We start from the raw sequence: 16,926 nt of genomic DNA on the forward strand, positions 1-16,926 counted from the left end.
TATCGGCTTATTTCGTGACATGTCATGACTTGGCTGACACCCTGTGTCGCTCAGTCCGATTTGAGCACCGCGTCGTACACGTCCCTGCGGCTCACGCCGTAGCGGACCGCTACCTCCTTCATCGCGGCCTTGCGCTCGGCGCCGGTCGCCTCCAGGGCCACCACCGCCGCGGCCATCGCCTCCGGCGTGGCCTCGCTCGCGTCCGGGCCCGGCCAGCCCGCGAGCACCAGCGTGATCTCCCCGCGCGGCGGATCGAACTCGGCGCCCTCGGCGAGCTCGGCGAGGGTGCCGCGGCGGATCTCCTCGTGGGTCTTCGTCAATTCTCGACACAGCGCCGCGGCCCGATCGGCACCGAAGGCCTCGCCCATCGCGCACAGCGTGTCGGCCACGCGCCGCGGCGACTCGAAGAACACCATCGTGCGCCGCTCCTCGGCGAGCTCGGCGAAGAGCCTGCGGCGCTCACCGTCCTTGCGCGGCGCGAAGCCCTCGAAGCAGAACCGGTCGCACGGCAGCCCCGAAAGCGCCAGCGCGGTCGTCACCGCGCTCGCGCCGGGCGCGCAGGTGACCGGGAGGCCTTCGTCCACGGCGGCCTTGACCAGTCGGAATCCGGGGTCGGAGACCGAGGGCATGCCGCCGTCGGTGATGACGGCGACCCGCTTTCCGTCGTACAATTGTTCGATGAGACCGGCGGTTTTTCCGCCTTCGTTCGCCTCGAAATACGACGTGATCGCAGCGGTCGGGACGAGGTCCAGCTCGCTCAAGAGCCTGCGGAGCCGCCGGGTATCCTCTGCGGCGATGATGTCGGCGCGGGCCAACTCGGTCCGCAGACGAGACGAGGCGTCCTCTGGATTTCCCAGGGGCGCACCGAGAAGCACCAGAACGCCTGTTGATGAAGTCGACACCCGGCCAGTATCCCCCACCGCCGACGGCGGGGGCCCAAGCCGGTGAACGCGTCGCGACGGGCCGCACATGCAGACTGCCGATCCATGCTGTCGGGTACCAGACATTGCCCTTACGCGTGAGCGAACGGTAACGGATACTCGAAGTACAGCCCTGGCGACGCTTGCGAGCCATGCACCAGCACCACGATGTCACAGCACGCCCTCTGAACCAAGTGGAGGCCGCCTTGTCCGTGATCCTCAGAGCCGGAGCGGCAATCGCCGCTCTCATCATCGGGTACTTCGTTCTCGGATTCATAGCGGACCACTGGGCGTGGTTCGCGTCGGTGGCGATCTTGTTGGGCGGCACCGCCTTGGCGGGCTGGATACTCTTCCGCGGGAGGGGCCACGAGCACCGCGACCGGGCCTTGACCGCCGAGCTCCACACCCTCATGCGCGGGGTCGACAAGATGAACATCCCCGCGTTCGACGCGATGATCGGCCAGCTCCTGGTGGGCCTGGACGCCAAGCGCGTCAAGAAGTTCGGGCACCGCAAGAACGACCTGGGCTGCAATTTCGTGGTCACGTTCACCAACGGCAAGCGGGTCATCGTGCGCGCCAAGATGGACGACAAGACGCTGCGCAGCCGCAACGGCAACCGGCACGTCCAGATCCTCGGCGGGGAGATCAAGGCCCGCTGGGACTGCGACGCGGGCGTCTACATCACCAACGCGAACCTGCACTGGATGCACCATGCCGCGCGCAACGAGGCCGTGGCCGCGCAGCTGGGGGTGCTCATCATCGACCGCGACCGCCTCGCGGAGTGGATCGACACGGGCGTGGGCCCGGTCGAGCTGCGCCCGGCGCGGGCCGCGCTGGAGGCGAGCGGGTCGACGCCGTTACGACGCGACCCTTGAACGGCCGCGCGGGGAGGTAGCGCTCAAGCCGCGCGGGGACGACCGCGGCCCCGGACCGAGAGGTTCGGGGCCGCGGCCTTGCCAGCCGATGCGTCTAGGATCCCGCGAGGGTCGCGGTGGTCTCTTGTTCCTGTTGGTCCCGTTGGTAGGTGATGGCGATCTCGGTGCCCGAGGGGGTGCCTTGGACGGCCGCGACCACTTCGGAGGCGCCGGTGATCTGGTCGCCGTCGACGGCGGTGATGATGTCGCCTTCCTGGAGCCCGGCCTCGTCGGCCGGGGAGCCGGGTTCGACGCTGAGGATCATCGCGCCGTTGCCGTCGGTGTCGGCCACCGAGACGCCGAGGTAGCCCTGCTCGACCGAGCCGTTCTCGATGAGCTGCTCGACCACGCTCGCCACGGTGTTGGAGGGGATCGCGAAGCCGAGCCCGATCGAACCGGAGTCGGTGGTGGCGATCGCGGTGTTGATGCCGATGAGCTCGCCGTCGCCGTTGACCAGCGCGCCGCCGGAGTTCCCGGAGTTGATCGCCGCGTCGGTCTGGAGCAGCCCGGTGAGGGTCTGGCTGTTGCCGTAGCCCTGGCCCTCGTCCCCGGCCACGGTCATCGAGCGGTCGAGCGCGGACACGATCCCGGTGGTCACGGTGCCTTCCAGGCCCAGCGGGGAGCCGATCGCGACGGCCGCGTCGCCGACCTGGATCGAGTCGGAGTCGCCGAACGCGATGGGGCGCAGGTCCTTGACGCCGGAGACTTGGATGACGGCGAGGTCCTGGGTGGAGTCGGTGGCGATGATCTGCGCGTCGGCGGTCCGGCCGTCGGAGAAGCGGACCTCCACGGCCTGCGCGCCGTCGACCACGTGGTTGTTGGTGACGATGTAGCCGTCGTCGGAGTAGACCACGCCCGAGCCTTCGGCCGAGTCGGTGACGATGGTGACGACCGAGGGGCTGACCTTGTTGACGATCTCGGTGTAGGTCATGCCGGTGCCCGCGTCCATCGACACGGACTGGACGGTGGTGGTGCCGCCGCTGCCGTCGTTCAGGAACCATCCGGCCACCCCGCCCGCGCCGCCCGCGAGCAGGGCCAGCGCGATCGCGCCGGCGACGAGTTTGCCGCGGCCTTTGGAGGGCGCGGGGTTGGCGTACATGGGCGGGACGGGTGCCGAAGGCTGCCAGCCGCCGGGGGCGGCCATCTGGGGCGCGCCCGTCGGGGGTCCGGTGGGGATCATGCGGGTGGTCTCGGCGGTGGCGGGCCCGGTGGCGCGGCCGGGGTCGTACGAGGAGGCGGGGGGCGGCGGGGGCGCGGGGTCGTGGTGGGGCGCGGGCGCGGCGGGGCCGGGCGCGGACGGGGGCAGGCTCTCGGGGTGGGGAGCCCCTTCGGGGCCCTTCGGTGCGGTCCCCTCGGGGCCCTGGGTGCTCTCGGTGTCGCTCATGAAAGGAAGCATGCAGGTCGCAGCTCTCGGTGCGCTGCAAAAACGCCTTAAAACCCTTTAATGATTCGTGTCTATGCGTCGGGAGGCGGTGCTGGTCAGAGCGGTGGCGCGGGGTTCGGCTCGCGGTGAGGCGGGGCCGTGACCTCAGGGTTTTCTCAAGATTCCTCGGGTTCGGCCTCAGGGGCCTGGACGGCCCCGTCGGGTTCGGCGGTGAGGCGCACGGTGAACGCGGTGCCTTCGCCGGGCCGGGAGTCGACGCCGACGGTGCCGCCGTGGGCTTTGACGATGGCCGCGACGATGGCCAGGCCGAGGCCCGAGCCGGGGTGGACGACCGCGTCAGAGCGGAAGAACCGCTCGAAGACGCGTTCGGCGACTTCGGGGGCCATGCCGGGGCCGTCGTCGGCCACGGTGAGGCGCACGGTGCGGTCTTCGCCGGCGACTTCGACGGCGACGCTGGTCCCGGCGGGGGTGTGGCGCACGGCGTTGGACAGGAGGTTGTCGAGGACTTGGCGCATGCGGGCGCGGTCGGCGGCGACCACGGTCGAGGTGCCGGGCACGCTCGTGAAGGTGAACTCGTGGTCTTCGGCGGTGACGGCGTGGGCGGTGACGGCCTCGTGGCCGAGGACGGCCATGTCGACCGGTTCGGTGGCGACCGGGCGCTCCTGGCCGAGGCGGGCGAGGTGGAGGAGGTCGCCCACGAGCAGGCCCATGCGTTTGGCGGCCTCCTCGATCTGGGTGACGTAGCGCAGCCGGTCGGCCTCGGGCATCTGCGGGTTGGCGCGCACGAGTTCGGCATAGCCGCGAACGCTGGTCAGGGGCGTGCGCAGTTCGTGGGAGGCGTCGGCGATGAACTCGCGCATGCGCTGCTCGGAGTCGTGGGCCCTTTCTTCGGAGTATTCGCGGGCGCGGATGGAGCCCTCGATCTTGGTGAGCATGGTGTTGATCGCGTAGCCCACGCGGCCGACTTCGGTGTTGCGGTCGTGTTCGGGGACGCGCCGCGAGTAGTTCCCCGCCGCGATCATGGCGGCGGTGTTCTCGATCTGCCGCAGCGGGGACAGGCTGGCCCGGACCAGGCCCACGCCGAGGGCCGCGAGCCCGGCGAGGACGCCCGCGCCGATGAGGATGTCGACCCAGACCAGGCCCGCGACGGTCTTGTCGAAGTGGGCGAGGCGGTAGGACAGCACGTAGTACGTGTCCGATTCGAGGTTGTGGTCCTCGGGGAGGTACTCGGGGTCGCCGGTGCCGAGCTCGGCGCCGGTCAGGCCCAGGACCCGCCAGCGGGTGACGCCGTCCTCGCCGAGGGCGGTGAACGGGTCGCCGTCGGCGGCTTCGAGGTCGGCGTAGTCGAACACGGGCGTGTCGTCGCGGTTGTCGGGCCGGTCGAGCCGGTGCCCGGGCCCCGACAGCAGCGAGAAGATGTACTGCTCGGGGCGCAGCCCCGGGGGCTCTTCGTATTCCTGGAGGCTGTCGAGGTTGAACGTCTTGGTCTTCCAGGTGCTCAGCTGCGTCTCGAGTTCGTCGTCGACGGTGCTGAGGAAGTAGGAGTGCAGCGCCAGGATCGTGGAGACGCTGATGAGGATGAGCGACCCGGCGACCAGCACGAGTACCGCCGCGGTCAGGCGGACCCTGAGCGGGGTGCGGTCCCACTTGTCGCGGGCGTTCTCGAACATGCGCGGCGCGCTCAACGATGCTGCTCCCGCAGGACGTAGCCGATGCCCCGGAGGGTCTGGATGAGCTTGGGCTCCCCCGTGTCGACCTTGCGTCGCAGGTAGGACACGTAGGACTCGACGATCCCGTCGTCGCCGCGGAAGTCGTAGCGCCACACGTGGTCGAGGATCTGGGCCTTGGAGAGCACGCGGCCGGCGTTGATCATGAAGTAGCGCAGCAGTTTGAACTCGGTGGGCGAGAGCTGCACGGCCTTGCCCGCGCGCCAGACCTCGTGGGTCTCCTCGTCGAGTTCGAGGTCGGCGTACTGGAGGCGCGAGGGCCGGGGCAGCTCGCCCGAGGAGCGGCGCAGGACCGCGCGGATGCGGGCCACGACCTCTTCGAGCGCGAACGGCTTGGTGATGTAGTCGTCGCCGCCGACCGAGAGTCCGGTCACGGTGTCGGCGGTGTCGTCGCGGGCGGTGAGGAACAGCACCGGGGTGTGGTCCGAGCCCGAGCGCATGCGGCGCACGACCTCGAACCCGTCGAAGTCGGGCAGGTTGACGTCGAGGACGACCAGGTCGGGGCGGTGCCGGGCGATCGAGCGGAGCGCCTCGTCGCCGGTGCCGACGGCGTGGACGGCGAACCCGGCGTACCGCAGCGAGGTCGCCAGCAGTTCGCAGATGTTCTCTTCGTCCTCGACGACCAGGAGGGTGGCCTCGGTCTCGGCGCCGCTCTGGCTGGGCGAAATCGGCATTGGCCTCTTTTCACAGTCTCGGCGCCGCCGGCCGGGTACGGCGCGGGCGGCGACCGCAGGTCACCGGTGGTCCTTGAGCATACTTCGGCGCCCCGGGTGCGCCAAGGGAGCGGACGCGGGCCGCCCGCGGTGACGCTGCGCACCGGCCCGGGACACGTTCGAGTGACCTTTATCTGCGGTGTGCGCCGCTATGCGGGAATCGCGTCCTCGCGCGCTGTCGGGCCTCGTGGGGGTCGGATAGACTTTGTGTCGCAGCCGAGCACGCGACGTGTGCCCGGGCCGGGTCACCCTACCGAATCAGGTGAGTTCATGACGCTGTCTATCGCGACCGCCACGACCGACGCCGGAGTCGTCACCGTCGAGCTGGCAGGCGAGGTCGACTACGCGACCGCGCCGCAGATCCGCGAGACGATCACCAACGCCCTCGAAGCCGGCGGCGCGACCGCCATCAGGGTCGACGTCGCCAAGGTGACGGTGCTCGACTCCACCGGGATCGGCACCATCGTGGTGGCCTACCGCATCGCCCGCGAGATGGGCGTGGCGCTGGCGGTCGTGAATCCGAACCGCTTCATCACGCGGCTGTTCACGGTCGTGGGCGCCGAGGAGCTCCTGGAGGAGCCCACCGAGACGTTCTCCGGCAAGGAGCGCAGCGCCGCGGGCTAGGGCCCGCACAGCTCCACGAATCGTTCGCGCACCCGCCGCGGCCTGGGATTCCCGGCCGCGGCGGTCGCGCGTCCGGGCCCTGCGCGCCACGTGTGGTGAACGAGACTCCGGGGGCATCGCGCTGCTGCGCAGCACATTCGCCGCGAAGCGAGTGACCGGACCCGCAACGGCGTTGCCGGTACTGTACTTTCTCCCCCTCCCGGTTACCCTTGAGTCCGGGGACTGCCGTCCCCTTCCACGCAGCGTCAAAGAAGAGGCGATTCAGTCGTGTCGAGTGCGACTCCGGGCAATCAGTTGACCGACTTCGGGGCCAACGAGTGGCTGGTCAACGAGATGTATGAGCGTTATCGCGAGAACCCCGACAGTGTGAGCGCCGGGTGGCGCGAGTTCTTCGGCGGCGATCCGCGCAGCGCGTCCTCAACCGAGGAGGCGGCCACCGCCGCTCCCGTCGAAGCCGCTGCCGCGCCCGCTCCGGTCGCGAAGACCCCCGAGCCGGCTCCCGAGCCCGCCGCAGCGCCAGTCCCCGCCCCCGCTCCCGCCGCGGAGCCCGAGCCGAAGAAGGCGACCCCGACAGTGAACGATGCAGGTGCCGTGACCAAGCCGCTCAAAGGCGTCGCGGCCAAGGTCGCGCAGAACATGGACGCGTCGCTGGAGATCCCCACGGCCACCTCGGTCCGGGCCGTCCCCGCGAAGCTCCTGTTCGACAACCGGATCGTCATCAACAACCACCTCAAGCGCGGCCAGGGCGGGAAGGTCTCCTTCACCCACCTCATCGGCTACGCGCTGGTGCAGGCGGTCAAGGCCCACCAGGGCATGAACGCCTCCTACAAAGTGGTCGACGGCAAGCCGCAGATCGTCACCCCCGAGCACATCAACCTCGGGCTGGCGATCGACCTCGCCAAGCCCGACGGGACCCGCACGCTCGTCGTGCCGTCCATCAAGAACACCGAGACCATGGACTTCCGCGAGTTCTGGCAGGCCTATGAGGACCTCGTCCGCAAGGCCCGGGGCAACAAGCTCACCATGGAAGACCACGCCGGGGCCACGTTGACGCTCACCAACCCCGGCGGGATCGGCACCGTCCACTCCGTGCCGCGCCTGATGAAGGGCCAGGGCCTCATCGTCGGCGTCGGCGCCATGGAGGTGCCCGCCGAGTTCGCCGGAGCCTCCGACGAGACCCTGTCGGACCTCGGGGTCTCCCGGATCATGACGGTGACTTCGACGTACGACCACCGGATCATCCAGGGCGCCGAGTCCGGCCAGTTCCTCGCCACCCTGCACAAGCTGCTGCTGGGCGACGGCTTCTTCGACGACGTGTTCCGCTCGCTGCTGATCCCCTACGAGCCGGTCCGCTGGGTGCGGGACGTCTCCAAGACCCACGAAGGGCAGATCGACAAGAACGCCCGGGTCATCGAGCTCATCCACGCCTACCGCGTGCGCGGCCACCTCATGGCCGACACCAACCCGCTGCACTACGAGATCCGCCGCCACCCCGACCTGGACATCCTCTCGCACGGGCTGACCCTGTGGGACCTGGACCGGACCTTCCCGATCGGCGGGTTCGCCGGTCAGCAGCGCATGAAGCTCCGCGAGATCCTCGGGGTCCTGCGCGACTCCTACTGCCGCCGCATCGGCGTGGAGTACATGCACATCCAAGACCCCGAGGAGCGCGCCTGGCTCCAGCGGCGCATCGAAGTGCCGTTCGAGAAGCCGAAGGTCGAGGAGCAGAAGCACATCCTCGGGCGCCTCAACGCCGCCGAGGCCTTCGAGACGTTCCTCCAGACCAAGTTCGTGGGCCAGAAGCGCTTCAGCCTCGAAGGCGGCGAGTCGCTCATCCCGCTGCTGGACCGGATCCTCAACGAGGCGGCCGGGGCCGAACTCGACGAGGTCGTCATCGGCATGCCCCACCGCGGGCGCCTCAACGTCCTGGCCAACATCGTCGGCAAGAAGCTCTCCAAGATCTTCACCGAGTTCGAGGGGCACATCGACCCCAAGAGCATCGGCGGCTCCGGCGACGTCAAGTACCACCTGGGCATGACCGGGAAGTTCAACTCCCCCGACGGCAAGGGCGAGACCACGGTCTCCCTGTGCGCCAACCCCTCCCACCTCGAAGCGGTCAACCCGGTCCTCGAAGGCGTCGTGCGCGCCAAGCAGGACCGCCTCGACCTGGGCGAGGACGGCTTCACCGTGATGCCCGTGGCGATCCACGGCGACGCGGCCTTCGCGGGCCAAGGCGTCGTCGCCGAGACGCTCAACCTCTCGCAGCTGCGCGGCTACCGCACCGGCGGCACCGTCCACGTCGTCGTCAACAACCAGGTCGGCTTCACCACCGCCCCGGCCTACTCGCGCTCCAGCCTCTACTGCACCGACGTCGCGCGCATGATCCAGGCGCCGATCTTCCACGTCAACGGGGACGACCCCGAGGCCGTGGCCGAGGTCGCCAAGCTCGCGTTCGCGTTCCGCCAGCAGTTCCGCAAGGACGTCGTCATCGACATGGTCTGCTACCGCAGGCGCGGCCACAACGAGGGCGACGACCCCAAGATGACCAACCCGCAGATGTACCAGGTCATCGACGGCAAGCAGTCGGTGCGCAAGCTCTACACCCGCGCGCTCATCGGCCGCGGCGACATCACCATGGAGGACGCCGAGGAGGCGCTCGCCGACTACCAGGCCCAGCTGGAGCGGGTCTTCCGCGAGACCAAGGAGGCCCTCGCCGGGCAGACCGGGCCGCTCCCGTGGCGCCACCAGCCCGAACCGATCGCCGACGTCGACACCTCCGTCGACGCCGAGACGATCGCGATGATCGGCAAGGCCCACACCACGCTCCCCGAGGGCTTCGGCCCCCACAAGGCCGTGCGCCGGGTCCTGGAGAAGCGCAGCGAGATGTCCACCTCGGGCACCGTCGACTGGGCGTTCGCCGAGACCCTCGCGTTCGGGTCGCTCCTGATGCAGGGCAAGCCCGTCCGCCTCGCCGGGCAGGACTCGCGGCGCGGCACGTTCGTGCAGCGCCACGCCGTCGTCATCGACCAGGCCACCGGCGAGGAGTACACCCCGCTGGCGCACCTGGGCGAGCGCACCGCGAAGTTCTTCATCTACGACTCGCTGCTCTCGGAGTTCGCCGCGCTCGGCTTCGAGTACGGCTACTCGGTCGAGAATCCCGAGATGCTGGTCGCGTGGGAGGCCCAGTTCGGCGACTTCGTCGACGGCGCCCAGACCATCATCGACGAGTTCATCTCCTCCGGTGAGGCCAAGTGGGGCCAGCACTCCGGGGTGACGCTGCTGCTCCCGCACGGCCACGAAGGCGCCGGGCCCGACCACACCTCGGGCCGCATCGAGCGGTTCCTCCAGCTGTGCGCCGACGAGAACATGCGCGTGGTCAACTCCACGAGCCCGGCGAACTACTTCCACCTGCTGCGCCGCCAGGCCCTCGACCCGGTCAAGAAGCCCCTGGTGGTCTTCACGCCCAAGTCGCTCCTGCGCCACAAGTCGGCCGTCAGCCAGCTCGACGAGTTCACCACCGGCCGCTTCCAGCCGGTCCTGCACGACCCGGCGATCGCCTCGGGCGAGATCAGCCCCGAAGGCGTCAAGCGAGTCCTGCTGTGCTCGGGCAAGGTCTACTACGACCTCGCCGCCGCCCGCAAGAACCGCGGCGTCACCGACACCGCGATCATCCGCGTCGAGCAGCTCTACCCGCTGCCCGCCGAGGAGCTCAAGGCCGCGCTCGCCGCCTTCCCGAACGCCGACGAGACCGCCTGGGTCCAGGAGGAGCCGGCCAACCAGGGCGCGTGGTCGTTCATCGCGCTCAACCTGCTGGAGCAGCTCGGCGGGGTCCACCTGCGCCGCATCTCCCGCCCGGCCGCCGCCGCGCCGTCCACCGGCTCGCCGAAGGTCCACGAAGTCGAACAGCAGGCGCTGGTCGACGTCGCGATCCCGCAGCCGTAGCGAAGCGAACACGCGAAAGGGGGAGGCCAGGCGGCCTCCCCCTTTCGCGTTGCCGCGCTTGAGGAACGGCCTGAGTCGACACCCCGGCGACCAGCCCCGCACAAAATTCAACGTATGCAAACACTTGACTCCAAACGTGAGCGCGGTAACAATGTCAGGACGGCTCACCCTTCAACACAGCCGCCCCCACGACGCCTCACATTGGAGTGATGCACAGATGCCGAACCATCCCTCGCCCCCAGGGTCGCTTTCCAGGCGGGCGGTCCTCACCGGCACTGCGGCGGCCGCCGGAATCGGACTCACCGGCTGCGGATCGATCACCGGCGGCCTCAGCGGCAAGACCCAGATCAAGCAGTGGAACCTCCTGGCCGGATCCGACGGCGCGGTCATGACCGCGATGCACGAGGAATTCGGCAAGGAGTACCCCGACTACGACCTCCAGGCCACCACCTTCACCTGGGGCACCCCGTTCTACACCAGGCTGGTCATGGGCGCCTCCGGCGGCAACGCCGGCGACATCGCCACCATCCACCTCTCCCGCCTCAAGAGCATCTCCCCCGGGACCCTCATGGACCCGATCACCGTGGACGAGCTGGAGGCCCAAGGCATCCGAGAGAGCGATTTCAACGCGGCCACGTGGGACCGGTGCTTCGTCGACGGCGAGCTCTACGCCATCCCCATCGACACCCACGCCCTCGTCAACTACTACAACCGCACCGTCTGCGAGCAGGCCGGCGTCCTGGGCCCCGACGGGACCCTCCTCGAGACCCAAGGCGTCGAGGACTACTTCGACGTCCTGCGCGCGGTCAAGGACGTCACCGGCGAATACGGGACCTCCCTGGACACCCTCGGCGGCTGGCGGCAGTTCTGGGCCTGGTACCGCCAAGACGACGGCGAGATGACCTTCGGCGACGGCGACTTCGAGATGGACGACGACAAAGCGCTCCAGGCCATCGAGATCATGTACCGCATGTCCGAAGAGGGCCTGTGCCCCCAGTTCGCCGACGGCGGCCAGTGCGCGGCCAACTTCGAGAACGGCGCCGCCGCGTTCGTGCAGGTCGGCAACTGGGAGATCAACCGCTTCAAGGCCTTCAACGAGGCCCAGGGCCTCGACTTCTCCATGACCGAGATGCCCGACTTCTTCGGCAACCGCCGCACCCAGGGCGACTGCCACTCCTATGTGCTCCCCCGCCACAACAACTGGGACCCCGAGGTGCGCGAGGCCACCATCACCTACGCGGCCTGGATGCTCAAGCACAGCTTCGAATGGGGCGAGGGCGGCGGCCACACCCCCGCCTACCTGCCCGTCACCGAGAGCGCCGAATACCAAGCGCTGCAACCGAACGCGGAATACTCAGGCGTGGTCGAGAACGTCCAGTTCGACCCCGACGTGTGGTTCTCCGGAGCGGGCGCCCGCCTCTACGACGAGACCAGCTCCATCTTCAACCAGGTCTACGGCCTCGCCATGACCCCCGATGAGGCCCTCGACCTCATCAAGGAGCGGATCCAGACACTGCTGGCACTCCCCAACCCGGTCGAATAGAACGTTCCCCCAAGGACAGCCGATGACTGTGCAGACCGAGACGCCCGAGCAGGCGTCGCCCGCGACCTCGCGGCCCCCGAACCCCACCGCGAAGAAGAAGTCCTGGACGGGCCTGTGGTTCGTCCTCCCCTTCGCCGCCTTCTACGCCCTCTTCCTGGTCTGGCCGACCTTCCTCGGCCTCTACTACTCCTTCACCGACAAGAGCCTCACCGGCCGCCCCGCCTCCTGGGTCGGCCTGGACAACTGGAGAGAGGCCTTCGGCGACGAGCGCGCCTGGGCCGCGCTGTGGAACACCGCCGAGTTCACCATCTACTCCACCCCGCCCCTCGTAGTGCTCGCGATCGTCCTCGCGCTCCTGGTCAACCGTGCCCGCCGCATGGGCTGGTTCCTGCGCATGGCGTTCTTCGCCCCGTTCGTGGTCCCCGTCTCGGTCGTCACCATGATCTGGATCTGGGTCTACCAGCCCGACGGCGGCCTGCTCAACCACTACCTGCAACTCCTCGGGATCCAGGACGCGACCCAGCCGGTCCTGTGGCTCCAGAACGAGGACACCGCGATGTGGTCGGTCGTCATGACCACCGTGTGGTGGACCGTCGGGTTCAACTTCCTGCTCTACCTCGCCGCGCTCCAGACCATCAGCCCCGACGTGTACGAGGCCTCCAGCATCGACGGCGCCAACTGGTGGCAGCAGCTGTGGGGCATCACCCTGCCGCTGCTCAAGCGCACCACGGCCCTGGTGATCGTGCTCCAGCTCATCGCCTCACTGCGCATCTTCGACCAGATGTACCTCATGACCGGCGGCGGACCCAACCGCGCCACCGAGGTCGCCATCCACTACATCTACATCGCCGGCTTCGAGGGCTACCGCATCGGCTACGCGTCGGCGCTGTCCTACGTGCTGTTCGTGCTCATCCTCATCGTCTCCATCGTCCAGTTCCGGCTGTTCTCCCGGAAGGAGGCCTGACATGACCGCAGTGCAGGAGAAGACCACCCCCGAGGCCCGGCCGCAGGCCGCGCCCAAGCGCAGGTTCAAGAAGCCCACCGTCGGCGCGGTCATCGTGTACGTCTCGGCCGCCGCGCTGGCCCTGATGTGGCTGGTGCCGCTGCTGTGGGCGCTGTCGACCTCGCTCAAGACCGAGACCGAGGCGAGCCTCGGCCAGGACATCCACTGGCTCCCCGAGAACTGGTCGCTTGAGGGCTACCGGACGCTGTTCGAACGCGGCGACCACCTCACGTGGATGCTCAACTCCACGATCGTCTCGACCATCGTCACCGTCCTGACGCTGGTCCTGTGCGTCACGGCTGCCTACGGGTTCTCCCGGTTCGACTTCCCGGCCAAGAACGTGATCTTCGCAGCGATCATCGCCGGGCTCATGGTGCCCTCGCAGGCGCTCATCATCCCCCTGTTCGACCTGGTCAACGACCTGAAACTGGCCGGGACGTACTGGGGCCTGGCGCTGCCGCAGGTGGTCGCGCCGGTCATGGTGTTCATCCTCAAGCGGTTCTTCGACGCGATCCCGCGCGACTACGAGGAGGCCGCGAAGCTCGACGGCGCCGGGCACCTCCGCATCCTGTGGAACGTGATCCTGCCGCTGTCGGGCCCGATCATGGCCGCGGTCGGGATCTTCACGTTCATCGGCTCGTGGAACAACTTCCTGTGGCCGCTGCTGGTGGCCACCGACCCGTCGATGATGACCCTCCCGGTCGGCCTCGGCGTGGTCGCGGGCGGCTACGGCCTGTTCTACGCCCAGAACATGGCCGCGGCGATCCTCGGCGCGCTGCCGCTGCTCATCGTGTTCATGATCTTCCAGAAGCAGATCGTCAGGGGCGTCGCGGGCGTCGGCCTCAAATAGGCCCGAAGTGGGACGGGACCCGAGGCTCGGCCTCGGGTCCCGTTCTCCGTCCTTGCGGCGGCGGCCGGGCCGCCGTCCGCCGCGGCACTGCCGCCGTCGTGCGTGTCCCCCTACAGCGCTCCCTCCTTGACCAGGCAGGAAGCGGGGCTGTACCCCACTGTGTCCCCGGACTGGACCCGGACCCACGTGGTCTCCCAGCGCAGGCCCGCGCAGCCGATGGTCTTGCCGCCCTCGGTGGTCGAACACGCCCCTTGGACGACCGTGTCGTCGTGCAGGCGGACCAGGCGCCGCGCCCCCATGTCCGCCTCGGTGAAGATCGACACGCCGAACGTGGCGTTGACCTTGTACCCGCACGACAGCGACTGCTCGGCGATCCAGCCTTCGGTGAGGATGGCCCGCTGGGCGCTGATCGGATGCGCGTCGGTGCCCGCGACGGCGGGGCCCTGCGGCGCCGAGGCCGCGCTCTCCCCGTGCTTCGCCAAGGCCACCGCCATGACCATGATGGCGGCGGCGATCCCGACCCGCACCAGGATCTTCTTGGCGACCGTCCACGTGCTCCCCGCGGCGGACTTCAATCCGCCCCTGACCCGACCCATGACCGTCATGGCCACTGCTCCCCTCCGCGCCCGGGGACCCGGGCGCCGATGCCCGCCGGGCGCCCAGGCGCCGTGGCGGCATCTCCTACAGGGTGGGGCCGGATCGGGCCCCGCCGGGGCCGAACCGGGCAGAAACCGGTGCCACTGTCGTAAGTACGACGCTGGGTCAGTCGCGGGTGACCACGATCTTCCCGAACGACTCGCCCGAGGCCAGGCGGCGCAGGGCGCTCTCGGCGTCGGCGAGCGCGTACGTGGAGTCGATGACCGGGCGCAGGCTGCGAGCGGCGCAGAAGTCCAGCAGCGCGGCCAGTTCGGCCTGGGTGCCCATGGTCGAGCCGAGGATCTCCAGTTGCTTGAAGAACACGTGCCGCAGGTCCACGCGGGGCGCGTAGCCGCCGGTGACGCCGCAGATGACCAGGCGTCCGCCGGGTTTGAGGGATTTGATCGAGTGCTCCATGACCGCTTCGCCGACCGAGTCGACGACGATGTCGACGCGTTCGGGCAGGCGGGCGTCGGGCGCTGCGGGGACCGCGCCGAGTTCGGCGGCCCTCTCGCGCCGCTCGGGGCTGCGGCCGGTGGCGTAGACGCGCGCGCCGAGGGCCCTGGCGAGGACGATCGCGGCGGTGGCGACCCCGCCGCCGGTGCCTTGGACGAGCACGGCCGCGTCGTTGTCTCCGGCTGCCTTGAGGCGGCCGCGGGTGGTGAGCATGCGCCAGGCGGTGAGGTAGGCCGTGGGCAGGCACGCGGCTTCGGCGGCGGTCCACCCCGCGGGGACGGGCAGGAGGTTTCGGGCCGGGACGGCGATCTGCTCGGCGAGCGTGCCGGGGTGGTGTTCGGACAGGAGCGTCCGCTTCGGATCGAGGGTCTCGTCTTCGAGCGAGGCGTCGGCGATCACGGGGTAGACCACGACCTCGTCGCCGTCGGCGGTGCGGCCCACGGCGTCGGTGCCGAGGATCATGGGGCACTGGTCCTCTCGGAGCCCGACCCCTTGGAGCGACCAGTAGTCGTGGCGGTTCACGGTGGCGGCCACGAGGTCCACGCGGGTCCATTCGGCGGGAACCTCGGGCGGTTCGATCTGCCCGACCGCGAGCGCGGCGAACGGGTCGTCGGGATTCACGTTGCGGGCGTATGCGGCGAGCATCGTTGACCTCCAGCATGCGGGCCGTTCACCGGCACCGCGTCGATTGCACTGTCCATCATGGGTTTCGGTGAGGGGCAATGGCGCCCCTCCGACTCTAGGGGGTGGGTGGCGGCGCCGAACGGTCTGGCTCCGGCCCATTCGCCCGCTCGCCGCGTTGTCGGCTCCGCGCATACAACACCGGTATGCGCGAAGCCTTCCGCCTTGCGAGCGAACGAATGGACTCGGATCCAGTCTCGCCCGCCACCACCACCCACCCCCTGGGGCTCAGTTGAATCGGGCCTTCGGAGAGGTAGGGTCGGCGATGGAATCACAACCCACTGGAAGAAGCTGGAGGGGCAATGTTCAAGCCTCTGCTCAAGCGGTTGCTGCCGCACATCTCGGCTTCGGCTCACTGCGACCTGCCGTGCGGGGTCTACGACCCGGCGCAGGCTCGCATCGAAGCGGAGTCGGTCAAGGCCATCTGCGAGAAGTACCAGGCCAACGAGGACCCTGAGTTCCGCACTCGCGCCCTGATCATCAAGGAGCAGCGCTCGAACCTGGTCAAGGAGCACCTGTGGGTGCTGTGGACGGACTACTTCAAGCCGCCGCACTTCGAGAAGTACCCGCAGCTCCACACGCTCGTCAACGAAGCGACGAAGCTCGCCGGAGCCTCCGGCTCCAAGGGCTCGGCCGACCCGAAGGTCGCCGAGGAGCTCCTGGCCAAGATCGACGAGATCGCCACGATCTTCTGGGAGACCAAGAAGGCCTAGCCTTCGGCCCCGAAGACCGACAAGCGCCCGTCTCCGCACCCAGCGAAGCCGGGCGCTTCACTGTTCCCACCCCGGCCCCCGCCTCGTTTCACACAGGCGCCCACGTACCCGGTTCGGCCGCGCGGCGACGCTTGGCGTCGCCACCGGCCGCCCCGATCCGCGTTCGCCCGGCGCTCCCACCGCGCCTCGTTTCGCACGCTTGCGCGCCGATACTCCCGGCTCTCGCGGGTGATTCGGTCGGGGTGGTCTGCGGCGCGTCGCCGGTCGGATTATCCTTTGCAGCGGGAGGCGGCGACACCGCCGGCCCCCGCAGTGTCACAGACCGTCCCACAGACCGTGTCACAGAAAATGGCGATGCCGGTGAGCGAAGAGCGCGAAGACGTGCTGCTGCTCGACGTGCCCTCGACGGGCGACTACCTGTCGGTCCTGCCGACCGCGACCGCGGCGGTGGCCACCCGCCTCGGGTTCTCCCTCGACGAGATCGAGGACCTCCGGGCGGCGGTCAACGCGGCCGTCGCGCTGCTCATCCCCGTCGAACCGGGCCGCTCGCGGGGCGTGTTCCGCCGCAAGGCCGGCGACGAGCCCCTCAACTGCCGCCTGGAAGTGGCCGAGGAGACCCTCCAGATCGTGCTCAGCCGCCCCGGGGGCGAGCCCCTGCCCGACGCCGGCTCCTACCAGTGGCAGGTGCTCCAGGCCCTCACCGACGAGGTCGAGGCCGACACCGACGGCCCGGCCACGGTGATCCGCATCCGCCAGCGCCGCCCGGCCACCGAGGCCGACGCCGACACCGAGCGCCACCAGATCCACTGAGCGCGGCCGG

The 16,926-nt window shown here is 69.4% G+C and carries 14 protein-coding genes; 8 read left to right on the forward strand and 6 right to left on the reverse strand.

Annotated elements, in window-relative coordinates; genetic code table 11:
• Positions 1 to 50 precede the first annotated feature (50 nt).
• Positions 51 to 902, reverse strand: coding sequence for a 16S rRNA (cytidine(1402)-2'-O)-methyltransferase (gene rsmI / locus AB0B28_RS12515; protein WP_360120115.1), 852 nt, complete (start codon positions 900 to 902; stop codon positions 51 to 53).
• 230 nt (positions 903 to 1,132) lie between these two features.
• On the opposite strand from rsmI, the gene AB0B28_RS12520 reads away from it, so the two are divergent.
• Positions 1,133 to 1,795, forward strand: coding sequence for a restriction endonuclease (locus AB0B28_RS12520; protein WP_360120370.1), 663 nt, complete (start codon positions 1,133 to 1,135; stop codon positions 1,793 to 1,795).
• Positions 1,796 to 1,889: 94 nt separating this feature from the next.
• Here the strand turns inward: AB0B28_RS12520 and AB0B28_RS12525 are convergent, their stop codons facing one another.
• From AB0B28_RS12525 to AB0B28_RS12535, 3 genes are all read right to left on the reverse strand, one after another.
• Positions 1,890 to 3,218, reverse strand: a complete 1,329-nt coding sequence (locus tag AB0B28_RS12525) for a trypsin-like peptidase domain-containing protein (RefSeq protein WP_360120117.1) — start codon at positions 3,216 to 3,218, stop codon at positions 1,890 to 1,892.
• Positions 3,219 to 3,373: 155 nt separating this feature from the next.
• Positions 3,374 to 4,903: a HAMP domain-containing sensor histidine kinase gene (locus AB0B28_RS12530; RefSeq protein WP_360120119.1), complete on the reverse strand. Its 1,530-nt coding sequence runs from the start codon at positions 4,901 to 4,903 to the stop codon at positions 3,374 to 3,376.
• Entirely contained in the window at positions 4,900 to 5,619 is a 720-nt protein-coding gene (locus AB0B28_RS12535; protein WP_360120121.1) for a response regulator transcription factor, read from the reverse strand. The genes AB0B28_RS12530 and AB0B28_RS12535 overlap by 4 nt, the downstream gene beginning before the upstream one ends.
• Positions 5,620 to 5,928: 309 nt before the next feature.
• Between AB0B28_RS12535 and AB0B28_RS12540 the strand changes: the two genes are divergently transcribed.
• From AB0B28_RS12540 to AB0B28_RS12560, 5 genes are all read left to right on the forward strand, one after another.
• Complete coding sequence (locus tag AB0B28_RS12540; protein WP_360120123.1) at positions 5,929 to 6,282, forward strand: STAS domain-containing protein; 354 nt, start codon at positions 5,929 to 5,931, stop codon at positions 6,280 to 6,282.
• A gap of 267 nt (positions 6,283 to 6,549) precedes the next feature.
• Entirely contained in the window at positions 6,550 to 10,224 is a 3,675-nt protein-coding gene (locus AB0B28_RS12545; RefSeq protein WP_360120125.1) for a multifunctional oxoglutarate decarboxylase/oxoglutarate dehydrogenase thiamine pyrophosphate-binding subunit/dihydrolipoyllysine-residue succinyltransferase subunit, read from the forward strand.
• 217 nt (positions 10,225 to 10,441) lie between these two features.
• Positions 10,442 to 11,767, forward strand: coding sequence for an extracellular solute-binding protein (locus AB0B28_RS12550; protein WP_360120127.1), 1,326 nt, complete (start codon positions 10,442 to 10,444; stop codon positions 11,765 to 11,767).
• Between the two features lie 22 nt (positions 11,768 to 11,789).
• Positions 11,790 to 12,731 carry a sugar ABC transporter permease gene (locus AB0B28_RS12555; RefSeq protein ID WP_360120129.1) on the forward strand — a complete coding sequence of 314 codons (942 nt, stop codon included), beginning with the start codon at positions 11,790 to 11,792 and terminating at the stop codon, positions 12,729 to 12,731.
• Between the two features lies 1 nt (position 12,732).
• A complete protein-coding gene (locus tag AB0B28_RS12560) occupies positions 12,733 to 13,620 on the forward strand; it encodes a carbohydrate ABC transporter permease (protein ID WP_360120131.1) in 888 nt (295 codons plus the stop codon).
• A gap of 110 nt (positions 13,621 to 13,730) precedes the next feature.
• Here the strand turns inward: AB0B28_RS12560 and AB0B28_RS12565 are convergent, their stop codons facing one another.
• The gene (locus tag AB0B28_RS12565; protein ID WP_360120132.1) at positions 13,731 to 14,225 is read right to left on the reverse strand and encodes a hypothetical protein; all 495 of its coding nucleotides are present in this window, start codon (positions 14,223 to 14,225) and stop codon (positions 13,731 to 13,733) included.
• Between the two features lie 157 nt (positions 14,226 to 14,382).
• Entirely contained in the window at positions 14,383 to 15,357 is a 975-nt protein-coding gene (locus tag AB0B28_RS12570) for a zinc-binding dehydrogenase (RefSeq protein WP_360120134.1), read from the reverse strand.
• 338 nt (positions 15,358 to 15,695) lie between these two features.
• Here AB0B28_RS12570 and sodN point away from each other — a divergent pair, with 338 nt between their 5' ends.
• Positions 15,696 to 16,106 carry a superoxide dismutase, Ni gene (gene sodN / locus AB0B28_RS12575; RefSeq protein WP_360120135.1) on the forward strand — a complete coding sequence of 137 codons (411 nt, stop codon included), beginning with the start codon at positions 15,696 to 15,698 and terminating at the stop codon, positions 16,104 to 16,106.
• Between the two features lie 360 nt (positions 16,107 to 16,466).
• Positions 16,467 to 16,916: an anti-sigma regulatory factor gene (locus AB0B28_RS12580; RefSeq protein WP_360120137.1), complete on the forward strand. Its 450-nt coding sequence runs from the start codon at positions 16,467 to 16,469 to the stop codon at positions 16,914 to 16,916.
• Positions 16,917 to 16,926: the final 10 nt, after the last annotated feature.

This window comes from Glycomyces sp. NPDC046736 (genome assembly GCF_040645615.1).
Classification (GTDB): domain Bacteria; phylum Actinomycetota; class Actinomycetes; order Mycobacteriales; family Micromonosporaceae; genus Glycomyces.